Source organism: Wolbachia endosymbiont of Muscidifurax uniraptor, assembly GCF_054149795.1.
The window spans coordinates 653,917-671,966 of the sequence record NZ_CP083727.1 but is presented as its reverse complement, the minus strand read 5'-3'; the positions used below and the strand labels follow the sequence as shown (position 1 = coordinate 671,966).

At 35.5% G+C, this 18,050-nt stretch carries 9 protein-coding genes and 1 pseudogene; 7 read left to right on the top strand and 3 right to left on the bottom strand.

The window, feature by feature from the left end:
- Positions 1 to 5 precede the first annotated feature (5 nt).
- The 7 genes from LA754_RS03420 to rsmD all read left to right on the top strand — a co-directional run bounded on the left by LA754_RS03420 (position 6) and on the right by rsmD (position 15,511).
- Positions 6 to 2,411 carry a VirB4 family type IV secretion/conjugal transfer ATPase gene (locus LA754_RS03420; RefSeq protein ID WP_457923737.1) on the top strand — a complete coding sequence of 802 codons (2,406 nt, stop codon included), beginning with the start codon at positions 6 to 8 and terminating at the stop codon, positions 2,409 to 2,411.
- On the top strand, positions 2,404 to 4,968 hold the full coding sequence (locus LA754_RS03415) for a type IV secretion system protein (RefSeq protein ID WP_457923577.1): 2,565 nt from the start codon (positions 2,404 to 2,406) through the stop codon (positions 4,966 to 4,968). Before LA754_RS03420 ends, LA754_RS03415 begins: the two co-directional genes overlap by 8 nt.
- 9 nt (positions 4,969 to 4,977) lie before the next feature.
- The gene (locus tag LA754_RS03410; protein ID WP_457923576.1) at positions 4,978 to 7,353 is read left to right on the top strand and encodes a type IV secretion system protein; all 2,376 of its coding nucleotides are present in this window, start codon (positions 4,978 to 4,980) and stop codon (positions 7,351 to 7,353) included.
- On the top strand, positions 7,350 to 10,331 hold the full coding sequence (locus tag LA754_RS03405) for a type IV secretion system protein (RefSeq protein ID WP_457923575.1): 2,982 nt from the start codon (positions 7,350 to 7,352) through the stop codon (positions 10,329 to 10,331). The genes LA754_RS03410 and LA754_RS03405 overlap by 4 nt, the downstream gene beginning before the upstream one ends.
- Before the next feature lie 89 nt (positions 10,332 to 10,420).
- Complete coding sequence (locus LA754_RS03400) at positions 10,421 to 14,218, top strand: type IV secretion system protein (protein WP_457923574.1); 3,798 nt, start codon at positions 10,421 to 10,423, stop codon at positions 14,216 to 14,218.
- Positions 14,208 to 14,840 (top strand): WD_0853 family protein, encoded by a 633-nt coding sequence (locus LA754_RS03395; RefSeq protein ID WP_077188205.1) that lies wholly within the window; start codon positions 14,208 to 14,210, stop codon positions 14,838 to 14,840. Before LA754_RS03400 ends, LA754_RS03395 begins: the two co-directional genes overlap by 11 nt.
- Before the next feature lie 122 nt (positions 14,841 to 14,962).
- The gene (gene rsmD, locus LA754_RS03390; RefSeq protein ID WP_077188204.1) at positions 14,963 to 15,511 is read left to right on the top strand and encodes a 16S rRNA (guanine(966)-N(2))-methyltransferase RsmD; all 549 of its coding nucleotides are present in this window, start codon (positions 14,963 to 14,965) and stop codon (positions 15,509 to 15,511) included.
- Here rsmD and LA754_RS03385 read toward each other — a convergent pair.
- From LA754_RS03385 to LA754_RS03375, 3 genes and pseudogenes are all read right to left on the bottom strand, one after another.
- Positions 15,469 to 15,783, bottom strand: a pseudogene (locus LA754_RS03385) (hypothetical protein); the annotation flags it as partial. The gene rsmD and the pseudogene LA754_RS03385 sit on opposite strands and share 43 nt — an antisense overlap.
- A 22-nt stretch (positions 15,784 to 15,805) precedes the next feature.
- Complete coding sequence (locus tag LA754_RS03380; protein WP_006279275.1) at positions 15,806 to 16,396, bottom strand: COQ9 family protein; 591 nt, start codon at positions 16,394 to 16,396, stop codon at positions 15,806 to 15,808.
- A gap of 6 nt (positions 16,397 to 16,402) precedes the next feature.
- Positions 16,403 to 17,956 (bottom strand): Mur ligase family protein, encoded by a 1,554-nt coding sequence (locus tag LA754_RS03375; protein ID WP_077188203.1) that lies wholly within the window; start codon positions 17,954 to 17,956, stop codon positions 16,403 to 16,405.
- Positions 17,957 to 18,050 lie beyond the last annotated feature (94 nt).

The window sequence follows — 18,050 nt, the reverse complement described above, 5'->3', positions numbered from 1 at the left end:
GTGTGATGCTGAGGTTTAGGGCTATTCAATCAAAGAATAAATCTACTCTGAACAGGGAAGTTCACGCTGCTGAATTTATTCCTTATTCTTGCTATTGGAATAGCACAACCTTGATGACAAAAGAAAATTGGTTGGTTAAGGTTATAAAATTAAGTGGTTTTGCATTTGAAACTGCCGATGACGAGGATTTAGTCATACAGAACAACATCAGGAATCAGATGCTAAGAAGCATTTCATCTCCGGCATTTAGTTTGTATTTTCATACTATCAGACGTAAGAAAAATATTTTTTCTGATGAATTTGCAAGTCAAGGTTTGCCGAATTTTTTCGCTAATCACGTAAATCTAAAATGGAGAGAAAAACACGCAACAAGGCAATCATTTATTAATGACCTATACATTACGATTATCCGTAGAGCGGACACAAAAGGAGTAGAATTTTTGTCACATCTACTAAAAAAATTCGGACGTGTAACTTCAAAACATGCTTGGGAAAGTGATATACGTGCCACGTATGAAGATTTAGAGGAAACGACAAATCGTGTAGTGACAAGCCTTAGAAATTATTCGCCTAAAATTCTTGGAGTAAAAGAAACTCCAGATGGTTTGTTCTGCGAAATAATGGAGTTTCTATCTAGAATCGTAAATTGTGGCTTCGTTACAAATACGCTTTTTCCGCTAAGAACTGAAATATCAAGATACTTACCAGTACATAGGTTATTCTTTGGCTGTAAGATGATACAGGTTGTGACTCATAATGAGAGTAAATATGCTGGAATAATTAGTATCAAAGAATATGGAAATCATACTTCTGCAGGAATGCTTGATTCGTTTTTACAACTTCCTTACGAGTTTATAATTACGCAATCTTTTCAATTTATAAACAGGCAAATGGCGATTGGAAAAATGCAGATACAGCAAAATCGAATGATACAGTCTGCAGATAAAGCTATTTCTCAAATAGCAGAAATTTCTCAAGCGCTTGATGACGCAATGAGTGGTAAGATTGCGTTTGGTCAACATCACCTGACTATTTTATGTATAGAAAAAAGTCCTAAATCATTGGATAACGCTCTGTCGTTGGTAGAATCAGAACTTTCTAATTGCGGTGTTTACCCTATACGTGAGAGAGTTAACCTTGAACCAGCATTTTGGGCGCAAATTCCTGGTAATTTCGATTATATAGTGAGAAAAGCTACAATAAGTAGTCTTAATTTGGCTGGATTTGCATCTCAACATAATTATCCTACTGGTGATAAATTCAATAACCACTGGGGAGATGCCGTTACAGTTTTTGACACGACATCTGGTACTCCATTTTTTTTCAACTTTCATATAAGGGATGTTGGACACACTATGATAATTGGCCCAACTGGTGCTGGTAAAACTGTTTTAATGAATTTCCTGTGTGCCCAAGCGATGAAGTTTTCTCCAAGGATATTCTTTTTTGATAAAGATCGCGGTGCAGAGATTTTCTTAAGAGCACTTAGTGGTATCTATACTGTAATAGAACCAAGAACTAAAACAAATTTTAATCCTTTACAACTTGATGATACCTCTGATAATAGAACATTTTTAATGGAGTGGATAAAGTCTTTAATTTCGGTATATAATGATAAATTTACTTCAGAAGATATTGCACGAATTAATGATGCAATTGAAGGAAATTTTAAATTAAGAAAAGAAGACAGATTCTTGAGAAACCTCGTACCGTTTTTAGGGCTTGCAGGTCCTGATACTCTAGCTGGGGCAATATCTATGTGGCATGATAATGGTTCTCATGCTGCAATATTTGACAATAAAGAAGATTTGCTAGATTTTTCACGAGCAAGAGTATTTGGTTTTGAGATGGCTAGCTTGCTCAAAGATCCTGTTGCTCTTGGACCGGTCTTGATTTATTTATTTCATAGGATTAGTATATCTCTTGATGGCACTCCATCTATTATCGTTCTTGATGAGGCATGGGCGTTAATAGATAATCCAGTTTTTGCACCCAAGATAAAAGACTGGTTGAAGGTACTGAGAAAACTAAATGCTTTTGTGATTTTTGCTACTCAGAGTGTTGAGGATGCAAGTAAAAGTACTATTAGCGATACGCTTGTACAACAAACAGCGACACAGATTTTTTTACCAAATCTGAAAGCTACTAGTGTCTATCGGGATGTTTTTATGTTAACTGAACGTGAATATATATTAATTAAGCACACAGATCCGAGTACTAGATTCTTTTTGGTGAAACAAGGAGTCAATGCTGTAGTAGCTAGAATAGACTTAAAAGGCCTGGATGATATAATCAACGTATTATCCGGACGTGCAGAAAGTGTTCTATTGTTACACGATATATTAAATGAAGTTGGGGACAACCCAAAAGTATGGTTGCCTATATTTTATCAGAAGGTAAAAAATGTTTAAGACTAAGCTGTCATTGCTATTAATTGCGATATTTTTACTAAATATAGACTTTTTACTCTCATATCCAGTGCTTGCAGATGGAGTAAGTGGTACTGACAAGACAGAATTTGTTAGCAGATTTAATTCCACTGGCAGTTTTAGTCGTGCCTCTAATCCTGGTTGTGGAGCGTTTAAAACAGCTGCAGCACTTGCTGGAATAGCGATTGCTGTTGGCGCAATATTTACTGGCATTGTTTTGATCGTTTCTTCTGCTGGTTTGTTTACCGCTCTTGTTATTGTTGGAATGATAGCTGCAATTGTTGGAGTCTGGAAAGCGATAGGAGGGCTTGTTGTTTGTGAACATAGTTTTGTTAAACACCCAGTTGCACGTGATCATGATGGAAAATACAAAAATTTTAAATTAGAAGACACAGGTTATAGTGGCTGCACCAATGAAAATTACCAAACAGAAGAGGAATATTTTTCTTGTTTGCAAAATAAAGCTCGGGAAGACGTGAACAAAAAAGATTATGACGGGAAAAGAGCAGAAAAAGAAGCCTTAAATTCTAACGTTCAGGAGAGTACAGAGAGTTATTACTGGCCAAAAAACGGTGTGCAATACAGTGAATATATAGAAGTATGTCATCGAAACCCTTTAACTTTTGGTAATCTTTTTAACAAGAAAGACTTTGATTTCAGAAAAGAAACTGGATACATAGATTTTGACGTCAGGGAGAAAGATACTGGATATGTAGATGGGTCATGGTCCCCGAAGGTTGATGGTGAGCTGAAATGTAAAGTTCTCAAAGCAGGACAGAGCGAACCCATACATGGAGCTACATTTAAAGCAGTAAGAAAAATGGGCAGATTATGTGTGGAGTTAGCAAGTGTGAAAATGCTTGGTATCGAAATGACTCCTTGGCCGCAAGGGGTTGATATGGGGTGCACGGAATTGCCACCTGACCCACTTGCTCCTATGTGTGAAAAATCTGTGATGATATTCAAAAATAAAGATGGTACAGGAGAGGAAAAAGTTCCTATTGGTAATAATGATGACTATAAAACTATTATCAGATCTAAAGAAAAAAGACTCAACGGACAAGGGGGAAAAATTTTTGTAGGTTATGATAATGCTGGCTGTTTTAGCTCGTATGTTTCTGAAGCTTGTTATAACCAGGCAGGGAGTAAATCATTAGCTCCTATTCCCGTAACTTCTATGATAGTGCAATGCATTAAGGAATCGTTAGATAATTTAGTTGCAGGTAAAGGTGCACCAAATGGTGAGAGTTTTATATCTGTAGCACAGAAAAGGCTGAAAAACACTGTAACTGCTGTTTTAGTTTTAGCTTTAATACTGTTCTCTATAAAAGCCATGTCTGGTGGAGTTCAGAGGCCTCAAGAAATGTATATGTTGATCATAAAATTCGCTTTAGTGATTTACTTCACAACAGGCAGTACCATGTCTCATTATTATGGAGAATTAACTCGTCTCTCAAATGGTTTGTCAGAGATAGTGCTAAAAGCATCATCTGAAAGTAAAGGCATATGTAATTATAAAGCAGGTACAGATTATGAATATACTCGTGCAGGAAAGAGGGTATCTTACAGTTATCTTGCACCTTGGGATAGGCTTGATTGTAGAATTTTATTTTATTTAGGTGCCCCTTTAGATGGAATTGGTGGCAAAATTGGTACTGGAGGTGTTGCAACGTTAGCAGTCTTGCTTGGTGCTGCTCCTGTCTTATTAGTTGCAGGTTCGGTAATCGGTATTATTTTTGCTGGTGGACAAATTTTAGTAGCTCTTGTCTGTATATTTATGGCCGTTCTGATGATGATGGTTATTTTGTGGCTGTGCTATGTATTTATTTTATCTCTAGTTGCTTTAAGTGTAATCATCATTTTATCACCTTTGTTCATTCCTATGGTTTTATTCCAACACACCAAAGGATATTTTGAAGGCTGGGTGAAAGAGTTGATTACCTATAGCTTATACCCGGTTATCCTTTTTGCGTTTTTGTCCTTTATGTTCATAGCATGTGATAAAATCTATTTTAAAAATTTAAATTTTGAACTGGACGAGTCATATAAAAATGAACAACCGGACAAGTCATATGAAAAGAAACAAGCAGAAATCTCATATAGTAAGAAAAAACAGTGGTTTAAATTGAAAAATGGGGAATGTGATAAAAATGAAACTACTCTTGCATGTATGATGCAAAATTATAGCTTTAAAAAGAGCAGCATACTTGGTCTATTCGACTTTACATACATGGAGTTTGGCAGCTCTCTCATCGGAGAATTATTAAAATTGTGTTTAGTATTATTCCTCTTTTACCACTTTTTAAACATTCTTCCTGGCATGGCTGCTGAACTTGCTGGTAACCATAGAGCAGCACTTGGCTCAGGTCAGACACCTGGACAAATGGTGGGCAAAGCTTTATCTGCTGCCAAAGCTGCTGCTGGGGGTGTTGCTGGAGTTGCTGGTGCTGCTGCTAAGAAGTTGAGTGGTGGAGACAAGAGTAAATCTCGAGGTTCTGGTTCTAGTAGCTCCGAGAGTGTTAACAAAAGCACTGAATGAGTTGGATTTATGCTAAAATTTTTGCTGATAATACCGTTTTTTTTTCTGTCAGGCTGCGGGGAACATCACTGTATTAAGCCAGAAAATTTATCAGGTTTGCGTGAAAAACTAGATATAGTGTCAACAGAGCAGAAGTGGGTTGATTCCGGTGTTAATATCTCAGATAGAATAAGAGTAACAGAGATTGGTATAGTGCCTAGTAAGGTTAATTTTTGCCCTAAGCAGTATGAAGATTTTGCAATTGGGCCTGGGGAAAATAGCGTTACATTACCATTTGCACTTAAGGAAGGCGATACGATAAGCTTTAGTGTTATTGGAAGTAAAGTGTGTAAAGATAAAGAGAGTGAGACAAAAATCAGGTATGTGAAAATTGATGAAAAGTGCAGCGAACAAGAAACGGAACATTTTGCACATGTTTTAAATCGAGAAGGATGTCAGGGTGAAATATGTCCTAATAAATATATAATAGGCGATGCGCAATGGTTGAATGGAAAAGAGTACTGGGATTCAGATTTTTCGCAGTTAAGTCAAGATACAAACATTATTAATTCTATAAAACAAGGAGAAAGTGTAAACTGCAGTGAGCTTTCAAGTGATCAGAAAAACAAAACAGATACGCGCATTTTGAATTTACTCTGCGGACGTATATGTAAATTTCCTTCCGACAGCGGAAACAAAGGTTGCGCATACATTGAATACAATAGTATAGAAGGTGAGATATTCAATGCTTTAAATTCTAGTGGTGAATCTGTTATTGCTGAAACTATTAGTAACGTATTAAAGGAAAAACAGGTAAAAACTGACATTACACTATTACGTGTTCACATGGATGGTGAAGATTTTGAACACATTCCAACAGGTGGCATATGCACTAACTGTGATTATAAGATAGAAAAATACCATCGAACACCAAGTTTAACTTTTAGTTTATGTAGTAGAAATGACGAGCACTGCTATGATAGAAATGACAAAGGTGGTTTCAACATAAGAGTAGCGAAGAACCACAGTCTGGAGAATAGTTTGTATATAAGCGTCTCTGACAAACTTCCTGAGCATAAGCCTGGTGAAAACCAAGCGGATATATCTGTAGATATCAGCAAAGTTCATGATACTGAGTACATGGAAGGCTTAAAGGAAAAGTTAAAAGAAAAAAAAGGCACCATATATTATGGAATAAGAGACCATGGCTGCGATTACAAAAATGAAGGTCAGTTTAGTATTAACCTAACAACTAAAGAGCCACCTACAAAAACTTTTAGTGCAATATATAATTTCTTTGATGAAAAAGTGAAAACTGCATTTTTCGGCTCTAATTATAAAGACCCTAACGCAATTCACTCTGATACTAGTCCTGTGAAGTCTCTTTACGAAAGTTTTATAAAATCAAGCAGAACAAATACCATTAGATCTACTATAATATCACTATTAGTACTATATGTAATCTTATATACTCTTTATTACTTTTTTGGATTAACTCATATTTCTATATATGAGTTTTTAATTATATGCGTAAAGATAGGAATCATCGCCCAGCTATTGCAGGATAATAGCTGGGACTTTTTTTATAACAACGCATTCTCTATATTTATTAACACTCCAAAACAACTAATAGAAATAGCAAATTTTAGAGGCACTACTTCAAATGTTTTTGAGTTTCTTGATTTGCCGCTCAATAGGTTCTTGTCATCGCATTCAGTATTGTTAATAGTATCTCTTATATTTTCTGGCCCTTTGGGCATTGTATCTTTTTGCTTGGTGATTTGGGGTTTAATCACAGTGAGCTTATCTATTTTTAATGCCTTATTTTCTTTTATTACATCTATAGCAATAGTTGCGTTATTACTTTCTTTAGCACCTATTTTTATTATTTGTCTTTTATTTGCGTATACTAGGCAGATGTTTCAAAACTGGGTTAAAAATTTAGCAAGATTTGCAATTCATCCAGTGGTCCTTTTAATTTTTATATCACTGATAAGTCAGGTTATGGATTATATTGTGTATTCAGTATTTGATTGTGAGGTCTGCTCTACATGTATACTTAATATTAACCTAAAGATTTTTAACCCTTGTATTTTTTATGGTTATGCTTCCAAATATACACCTAATATTACCGCTATGATGGCTTTTGTTATTTTGGGACACGCTATGAAAGCTTTAGTTGAAGCTTCTTCGGCAATATCTGACTCGTTGTTTGGTGCTTATGTAGCAAGCGAACCTGGAAGACAGTATCAACAAAGCTTAATGGGAACAGTAGGGTTAGATGAACAAAGCGTTCAAAGAAGAGAAAGAGGAGATTCCTCTCAACAGTCAGGTACGTCAAGACCTCAAATACCACAAGGGACTCAAAGGTCAACGCCTCAGATACCACAAGGAAGACAGCAATGATAAGTAAAAGATCACTATTGTTGATACTGTGTCTTGCAATCACTGGTTGTAATATGGATTGTGTCGAGCCTGGGTTGCAGAGCAAAAACACCAGCGTTAATGTGGATGTTCCAGTTCGTAAAGCCGATAAAATTCATTGGGTTGATTCTGGTCAGGTAATTAGTCAGGGTGAGAAAATCAAATTCACCCTCGATGGATCAGTAAATTTTTGCCCTTTTAAAGAAGACAAAAATCCAAGGAAAGTACTTGTGCCAGCTAGCTTTTGTGCTGATGGCTCAGAACCAAATTATAGTAAGGCTGCGGATATTAATAGTGTACCTAACAATTATGGTGTTAATGAAAGTAAAAACGAACTATGTGGTGGCAAAGGATTTGGCAGCAATAGACGTTATGTGGACACTGGAATTAAAGTAAATCCTGGTGACAAGTTAAGCTTCAGCTTAGTTCCCAGAAAAATAACAATTGATTACGACAATCCAGAAGGGAAAGGCATCAATTTTGATGACAATTGTTATAAAGCTGTAGAAAATGACCGTAAGGAAACTGTATATAAGAAAGCTACAGTGAGTGAAGTACATCAGGGGGGAGAGTTTTTTTATGATGGTAAAGATGGTACAAAAAATAAAATACAATTTTTACCTCTTGATAAAACAAAAGCAAAGGAAAGCAAAGTGCTAGTTGGCAATGGGTATACCCCATATGATAATAAGGTGCATTTTAATAAAGGTTATATTCAAGACAACGAACCATGGGTATATGGTTCACTACTTGATTTACGCCGCGCTAAAATAGGATTGAACGAGTTATGTGATGGAAAAAACTGTAGTCTTGATGAGAGAAAAAAGTACTCCTCCTATGAGCTTAACTGTTACCATCAAAATATATGCTATACTGAGAAGGGTATATGGAACTATGGTTTAGGTCAAGCAGGGGAACGGAACTGTGTCTCCTCTATAAGGTATAAGAAGTACGATAAAGGAAATAAATGTGATATGTATTCTTATCTAGAAAAAATGGAAGGGAATGTTAAAGCAGGTAGTTTTACTGAAGATGATAAATCTTGGGCTGAGGCTCTTGTTGCAAAAATAAGTGATCCAGGTGATGCAAGTATTTCTGAAGGCAAGCGTAATGATATGAAGGGCGATGCTAAAGGTATTCAATGTCTTCCAAAAAGAGGAGGAGCAGGAAAGGAGAAAAATGATAAACTAGTATGCTCAAAAATCAGTGATAATTTTGAAGATTTTTCCTTAAAATTAAATCATGACTATCCAATAGGAAGTGTAACACCTGGTAGCAGTGTGATGCTTGCCATTGCAGATTATGGTCACTATGGAGCTAATAGAGGTGGGTACCATGTTAAAGTGACTAGATCATGTGAATATATTAATGGCGAAAAATTATATGTATATTTAGGTGATGAGCCACCTAAAGATTTGCATGGTGTGGGAACTAATGATTTTAAAGTGGTAGGAGTGAGAGAAAGAGTAAACGGAAAAGATGAGTACACCATATTAGATGTAATAAGCGGAGAACACTTTCAGAACGAAGAATCTAAGAAGATATATTTCGGCATCAATGTAAGCAACGTAGAGAGAGATGACATTACAGATGAAAATGGCAAATATTATGAAAATAATAAGTACACAGTAACTTTATTTGTTAAAAGAAAAATTAATGATTTTATTTCATCGAATGTAAACGGGGTATTTAAACTTATAAAAGAAGAAGTAATTGGGGACAGCGTTAAAGATTCATACAAAGGATATGCAAGAGGTCTTCTTCAAGGGGTAAGAGCTTTGCTTACTCTATACGTTATATTTACTGTCGTTGGCTATATGCTTGGAACAATACAGCTAAGTAAATTTGATTTCATTGTAAGAATGTTCAAGATAGCATTTATAGCTTTTGCCTTTAGCGATAGAAGCTGGGAACTTTTTGGTACAACTTTATCCAGACTTTTTATAGATGGTAGCACTTATTTGGTTGATAGCTTTTCTGGCTATATAGGGGAAGGGGGGAGAGAATTTGCATTCTTAGACTTGACAGCAGGAGTATTATTCACAGCAGAAACTTGGTTAAAGTTTTTATCATTGATGCTCTCTGGTCCTTTTGGCTTTATTGCATTTTTGGCAATACTCTACGCTACTTTTATGTTCTTAAAATGCATTATTAGCGCTACGTTTAAATATGTAATATCTACTGTTCTAGTGGCGTTTTTACTGTCATTAACACCTTTATTTATCGTATTTATTCTATTTCAAAAGACTAAACCCTTGTTTGATAATTGGATAAAAACGTTGGCTCATGTTTCATTAGAACCAGTCATTTTATTTTCATTTTTATCTCTTTTAAATCAGTTGATGTATTCAGTTTTATATAACCTCACAAATTTTTCTGCATGCTATCAATGTTTAATTAGCGTAAATTTCTTATCGTATGATCTGTGCTTGATGAAATCAATACTGCCTCTTGGATACAGTCCTGGCACTAGCGTTGATGTTGCACTCAGTACCGGAGAAAGGGCTGGTGGACACTTTGCAGCATTACCTATAGACCTAATCCAGGCGTTTATATACCTCATTATTGCCGGTGCAATGGAAGCTTTTGTTTCTATATCGGAAACTATGGTACAAACACTATTTAGCTCTGGTTATGGAGTTACTGGCGGTGTTGGTACAGTTGCTAAGAGCGCATCGCAAGCTATGCTGTCAACCGTTGGCCTTGATGATAAGACCCAAAGTATGATACAGAGTATCAAGCAGAAAATGAGTAAAGATCGGGGAAAAATTGAGGCTAAATTACCTAACACGCCAAAGCAACCAGACAAAAAAGAAGATTCTAAAGGAAGTTCTGATAAAACAACGAGTGATAGACCTAAAACATTAAAACAATCAGATCAGCAAAAAAATTCTGATGAAACAATAAGAAGTGATCCTAGTGCTAAAGCTAAAAACAAGGAAGAAAATGGAGAGGAGTAAGATATAAATGATATTATGGAGTAACTAATTAAAAAGATATTTTAAGTAAAGTTTTAGAAATTTATTCTGTATTTGGAAAAAGTTTAGATATGCAATCACGTTTAGGCAAATGTTGGTTTAGGGTATTACTTCTTGCAGCTTATGTGCTGATCACAGGTTGTAGTAAAAACGATATGCCTTTTCCAAGGTGTATATCTGCTGACTATTTTGGTCCTAAACCTATTGCAGTAAGCGCTCATTTTTCAAGCGACCACGATGCGTTTATTCCAGGAGATGGAGAAGTTATTGATCCTGAAACTGGCGAAATTAATTATGGTTTTCACCATAACCAAGTGGTGAAGTGGGAGGACACCGGACTCGAAACCAATGGAGATAGTTTAAAAGTGCGAGTTAATGGTGAATGGACATCTTGGAGTAATAATAACAAGAAGGAATCTAAAAAAGGCAGTTATACCTTACAAAGCTTGGAGCAGTTAAAATATGCAACTAAATTTGAAGGTAAACAAAGTGATAATAGTTTACCTAATTTTCACTTAGTTTGTAATGATTATAAACCTAGCATACAAAAATTTTCAAGTAAGCCTAATGCAAGTTGCACTGTAAATTGCAAGTGCATTAATGAAGATGATAGTGCAAATACAGTATCACGTGGTGCTCCATGTTGGTTTACCAACGGTCATGGTGCTTATCTTTTGTTTCAAACGGGGAAAGATGATCCTAACGAAAATCTAAAGTTAATGCGCGATCCTCAATATCCTACTGTACATCTAGGTTATAACTCCACAGCAGAGGGCGACAATGGATTTTTTACTTTAGACAGAGATAACACTAAATTAAAGGACAGAAATTGTAATGAGTTGAAGTTAAAAAAGGGATGGAAAATATATGTAAAAATATTAGATAGATATTACTTAGATAATGTAGGTGGCTACTCTTTTGAGTTCTTAAGTGGAGTGCAGCAGCCAAGTAGTTTTGGGTTTTTTGATTATATTTATAACTATCTAAAATGTGTATTATTGATTAACAAAAATTGTGAAGAGCATTTTAACAGTAACGATCCTGCAGCTGCACAAGCTATGTTCGAAAATATAGCTGAAAAAAGTACGAGCTTTCACAATTTTGTTCTTTCCTTGCTTGTTCTATTTGTAATGATTTCATCGCTTCTTTATCTTTTTGGCATGATACAAGAGACTAAGCATGATATGCTCATCAGAATGATGAAAATCACTCTAGTAATAGTGCTTATATCTCCTGGAAGTTTTAGATTTTTCTATGATCATTTTCTTGTTTTATTCGTTAAAGGTCTTGAACAATTGATAAGTATAATTACTAACTTTGCTCCCAACATGAACACCGGAAGTATTGCTCAAGGAGATGAAGCTAAGTTGTTTAGCTTCATGGAGGACATGTTCAATAAGTTTTTTGCTTATTCTGTTTGGAAAAAGTTTGCAGCGTTTTTGCATTACCAAATGTGGGCAAGCCTTCTGATGATACCGGCAATTTTCATAGGGATAGTTTTATATTTCTTGCTGTGCTTATATGCTTACATAATATTCCTCTCTGGTTTTATGGGTATAGCTTTTCTTATAGCCATCATGCCGCTGTTCCTAATCTCTATTTTATTCTCACCACTGAAAAGTCTATTTGAAGGTTGGATAAAATTCTGCACCAGCTTTTGTTTGCAGTCGATTATGATATTTGCTCTCTTGTCATTACTGGCTTCCATTATAATGAATACCTTTTATAGACAACTAGGTTTTACTGTATGCTACAATAAATGGTTCGAGGTAAGGTTATGTGCTCCAAAATGGGTGTTTGGTGGTTTTTGTATCATTGATAAACAGTATTTTGGTTGGACCCCAGGGCAAATTTTTGTACCTTACACTCTTGGAGAAGCTTCTCCACTTAACATAGATAAAAATATAGAAGGTATAGAAAAACTAAGCAGAGAAGGTGGTACAATAAAATTTACTGGCGGCGCTGGATATATCCCTCTTCCACCTGATTACATTGAAAAAGGGTTTCGTTATATAGATTATCCTTTCTTTAACCCAGTTCCTGGTACTGAGAAGAATCCAGCAGACCACTATATTGCAGAAAGTGATATGATAGTGAAGAATGACTGTAGAGCAAAAGATCTAGTACGCTTAACAAATAGTTTATCATATGCATCAGAAAAAGCTGATATTCTACTGTTGATCAACAATATAGACAAAAAGATAGGTGGTATGAATAGTAAAATAACAGAGCTTTACTGTCGATCTCAGCAAGATGAAGCAAAGTGTAAAAATTATAGGAAAATAGTGGATGACTACAGAAAAGGTACCATAAGACCAGATCTCAAAAGAGAGATAAAGTCTTTGGTGCAAAGAGTATTAGAACAACAAGGTTGTGGAAGACTGAAACTTCATGATTTATATAAGGATCCCAACAGTGAATACTGTAAGAAATGTAAAGATTGTGAGGATTGCAAAGATTATCGAGAAAATAGTGATTACCAAAGGGTGCAAGACATACAGAGAGGTTATTTAATCAATGCAGGGGAAATCTTTGTATTATTCTTGCTTTCATTTTTAATGTTCTCCTTACGCACGTTCGTACAACAAATGGGCTCAAGTATCGCTGGTGGTGGATTCAGCGTTTACAATATATCTAGTATGTATTCTAAGCATTCTCCAAGCGCTACTGCACATGGCGACCCAGATGCGTCTTTTGTAAGTCAAATCTTATATTTTGGCAAATCAGCAGTGCAAGATAAAATTGGTGGAGGGTTAGAGTCTTTAGGCAGTTGGGCTACTCATTTACCGGATAGATTAGCTGGAGGTGCAGCTAATCTGCTGGGGAGAGTACCAAGAGTTGGAGGAGTGCTGAAATACGCTATTGATGTGCCACGTAAATTTGTAGGTGCTACTATTGAAGCAACAAAATTTGCAACATCACCTAAAAATGACGTTGATAAACTTGAGGAAAAAATCTACAGGGCATTTGGAGTTGATAAGGAAGATATTACGCATAGAAGGATCGGTAAATATTTAGAATATTACAAAGGATATGTAGGATCACATTTGGGCTATACAATAGAAGATGCTATGAAATTTACTTGGGAGCATGGCCTTGACTCTATAGGAAAGCATGGCTATGATCATAACCTACTCTATAGAGCAAAAGAATATAGGCGAGATTTCTTAGAGAAGCTTCATGATTACACTATCGGCCGTAAGAGAGAACCAGAAAAAGACAATCCTGATCAATCAAATAAGGTAGAACGAGAGTTAGGCACGGAACTAGTAAGAGATAACCATGATCAGCCACTAGAAGAAGGCGACCCTCTTCGACTACGAGGGGGAGGTCAGCCAGATAAGGTAGTACGAGAACTAAGCACAGAACAAGAAGACAAGCCTAATCAACTACAGCATGATCAGCCAACAGAAGAAGATAAGCCTGATCAATCAAATGAAGTGACACGAAATTTAGGCACGGAACCAAAAGGCCCAGATGAAATTGATGATTTTGGATCTGCTTTTGAAGGTATGGAAAAACGTGCTGAAAGAGAAGGCAGAAGAAATCAAGATAAAGTTTACAACCTCTCACCACTTTTTGAAATGAACACTCCAGAAGCTGTAGAAAAACGTGCTGAAAGAGCTAGAAGAAAAGAAGAAAGAGATCGAAAAGACGAAGTTTATAATCTTAAGCCTTTATTTAAAGAACCAAAAAATCCAGAAGAGTACGTTAAGGCACTTTTTGGAATGAATACCCAGGAAGCTATAAAAAAACGTGCTGAAAGAGAGGAAAAAAGAAATCGAGAAGACAGTAAAAGGAAATTACCGGAACCAATGAGGAAACCAGATGCAAAAGGAGATGAGAAGAGGATTGAAGATGAAGACTAATAAAAATTTCAAAGGCCTTGATTATTATAAATTGCAGCAAGACAAAGATGGCAACATAAAGTTAAATGACTACGACGACATTTTAAATGCGCGTAGGGCAAGGGTAGACTTGTTGCGGGATAACACATCACTTGACAAGGATGTCAATTTTGCTAAATTGAATAAAGCTTTGAGTGAGAAATTTGTAGATAATCATAGTTTATTGTCTGAATTTGATAAGGAAGACAAAGAGATTGTACAAGAAAGGATTAAGTTGTTTAGTATTTTAGAAAGTCTTGAAGACCTTAAAAGCGTGAAAAGTGAGGATCTGTTAGAGGTTAGCTTACTGCTGTCAGATCTTAGCTTCATAGAGAGAAATGTTGTACTAAATACCGATCAGAATTCTGATCTAGCAGGATTTAAAAACCTATTTATTGAAAAAAAAGCATCTGGTGAAGAGTATAGTGAAGAAGAATGTAGAGGCTTTCTTGATAATATAGATAAAATCAATACTATAATTAAGTTAGAGTTAGAAAGCAGAATTGAAGGGCTAAATCATGATGAAAAAAATGATCATGATGATTTACAAGATGAGATTGGTCAAGCAATTAATGCAGCAGGCAAATCAGAAAAAGATAACTGATGAGTCTTGTGTTTGTGTTTTTCTTACAAGCGACTCGATAGCTTCTCTCTATTAAACTGCTAAAGCCATATTGACATTAATCATATAGTATAAATAATTAATTATTTTGGAGCTTATTTAATATGCTACGCATCATTGCAGGCAAATATCGCGGAAGAAAAATAACTACAGGTAAGCATTTAGCTGCACGGCCAACTATGAGTATTGTCCGAGAAGCAATATTTAATATGCTTTCCTCAAGAAAACCTATTTATAACTTGAATGTACTTGATTTATTCTGTGGTAGTGGTTCTTTTTCATTTGAAGCGCTTTCTCGTGACGCTAAACATGCATTCATGGTGGATTCAGATTATTACAATTTGCAACTGCCTAAAAAAACAGCAGAAGATTTTGGAATTACGAACAATGTCACGCTAATTTGTTGTAGTGCTAACAAATTGCCACAACCTATTTCAAAGTGCGATGTAGTTTTTATAGACCCACCTTACAATAGCAATCTAGTTGAATCAACGTTGAATGGACTAGCTCACTCAGGCTGGTTAAGTGATGATGCATTGATAATTCTAGAGATTAGGAAAAACGAAGATTTTGAGTGCAATAAAAACTTCAGTATAATCTTGGAACGCACCTACGGTATAGCGAGAATAATTTTTCTTTCTCTATTAACTTGAACTTGCATATACTTTTCATTGATGAGTTCCAGTTCTATTTTCGTCAAGTTTCCGGAGAAATTACTTATTCTGTACTGCCCTAGATCAAAATTTTTATTAAATTCAGAGTCTATTAAATATTCATGTGCTTCTTCAATAAATTTATTTTCTTTTTCTTCGTAACTGGTGTATTTTGTTGTACCATTATTATCCTCACGATAAACTAAATGTTCTTTATGATCAGCATGAATATTTTTATTTTCACAAACCTTTTCAGGATCGTGCTCAAGTACTTTTCTACCAACAATCAATAGCTTATAAGAAATTTCCTATGATTCCTTTTAAGCGAGTTTTGAATTTTTGAAATGTCATGACATTGTTGATAAGGTTATCAAGAAACGATAAAGTATCCACAAAATCTTCTGAATAATCATTGATAAAAAAAAGTATCGTACTTAAGTACACTCCAGCTAATATTGCTCTTTTTGTATAGTAGTTAAAATCTGTTGATTGGTCATAAATGCCATACCAAATCGCACTAACAGTTCTGTATAAAAGTTTACTAGAAAAATATGTATTTTTTGGTGATACAGAGAATAATAAAACATTTTTTAAAAGTTCTCTATAATTTGGTAGCTTAGCGTAATTTGAAAAGCGTATTTGAATGGCTAACTTTACTCGCTCTCGCACTTTCATATCTTCTAAATTAGAATTCCTTAGTTCAGCTTCCATTGAGCTATTTAAGTCCTCTGCTATGTGCTCCAAAGCGCTATATATTCCATTCTGAAATTTGCAAAAGCTATTAGCTAGATTAAGGTCAGTGCACACCTTTAATAGGGTTTCATCGCTTATCCCTTCAAATGGAATAACCCTAATTAGCTTATCTATTATTAACTTTTGTTCCACGCAACATCATACTAAACAGCATGTGTGATTGTACCTGAGATTTTCAAACATTCTACAAAATGCTTCACCACGTTCCTCGAAATTTTTCCATTGATCAAAAGAAGCACACGCGGGAGAAAGTAATATTGTTACTTCTTCTGCGCTATTTAAGGCCTCTTCAAAAGCCAATCTGAATGCATCTTCTAGATTGCAACATTTAACATAATCTACTTTATTCTCCATAACATTTGCAAAAGCTTCGGTTGATTCTCCAATAAGAAAAGCTTTTCTAACCCTTGTAAAATGCTTGCTTAATGATTCTATTCCACCTTTTTTGCTTCTTCCACCAGCGATCCAATTTATGTTTTCATAAGATAAGATCGCCTTTTCGCTCGATTTTGCATTAGTTGCTTTGCTATCGTTCACGAAAAACACATTTCTTATTTTGCCAAGCAGTTCATTCCTATGCCTCAGTCCTGAAAAGGACTTGATTCCATTGATAATAGTGTTGCTATCTACTCCAAGTACCTTACATACGGCATATGTGGCTGCTATGTTTTCTGCGTTGGATATTAGGTTTATTTTCACGTCGCTTACTGATAAGCTATGATTCTCTAGTTTTAACGAGATCTTCTGGATCCCAGTGCCCCTTTTGTCATCCAAGTAGCTGACACTGGGATCCAGATAATTTCGATCTATACCAGTAATCTGTTCACTATAATCAAGCAAATTGTTACCTGCCAATGATATTAGATCTCTTGCACCACCCTCTGTCATCTGAGTAGTTGGCAATGGTTTTTCTTTTCTGGATTCCAGCGTCACGCGCTGGAATGACATCGGGGAATATGTTACTGAGATTGGAATTTTGTCTCCAGTGAATTTGTTGAATATATCAGCAGTAATCTCATTGTCACATCCTATTACGGCAACCTCACTACCGTTTATCAGTTTTAATTTAGTTGCTATGTAGTTCTCCATACTTCCATGCCTATCTATGTGATCTGGTGTAATATTGAGCAGTGCTGAAATGTCCACGTTAATTTCATTCATCAACTCCAATTGAAAAGAGGAGAGTTCGATTACATAAATTTCTGCATCTCTTTCTAGATCCAAAACAGGAACGCCTAAATTTCCACCAATAGCTACTTTTTTCCCTGCAGATTTTAATATGTGCCCTATTAGTGATGTAGTGGTTGATTTACCATTTGTTCCTGTGACGCCTATTACCTTCTGGTTCGTAGTTTTAGCTTCAAGAAATAGCTCAATGTCTGATTTTATTTTGCAATCAAATCTCCTTGCAAGTTTTACTATCCAATGTGGCTCTGTTGGCACTCCAGGGCTTAAAACCAATGCACTGATCTCATGCCAATTGTATTCCTTGGGATGAATAAAATTACATTTTTTATTCATCATTTTTGCATTTGCTATTTGCTCTTCATGATCATCCCATGCATATATTCTTGCACCACTCTTTGTTAGAGCGTTAATGGCGGATAAACCAGTTTTACCAAGACCAAAAACCGCGACGTTTTGATTTTTGTATTTGTTTAGTTGCACTGCTAGATAACTTATGCGAACCATTTTATAAAGATATCGTACAAATTACAACAGACTTCTTTCGTAGGTTACAACTGTCATTCAATAGAAACAAAAAACTTCCTTGACAAACTCCGCC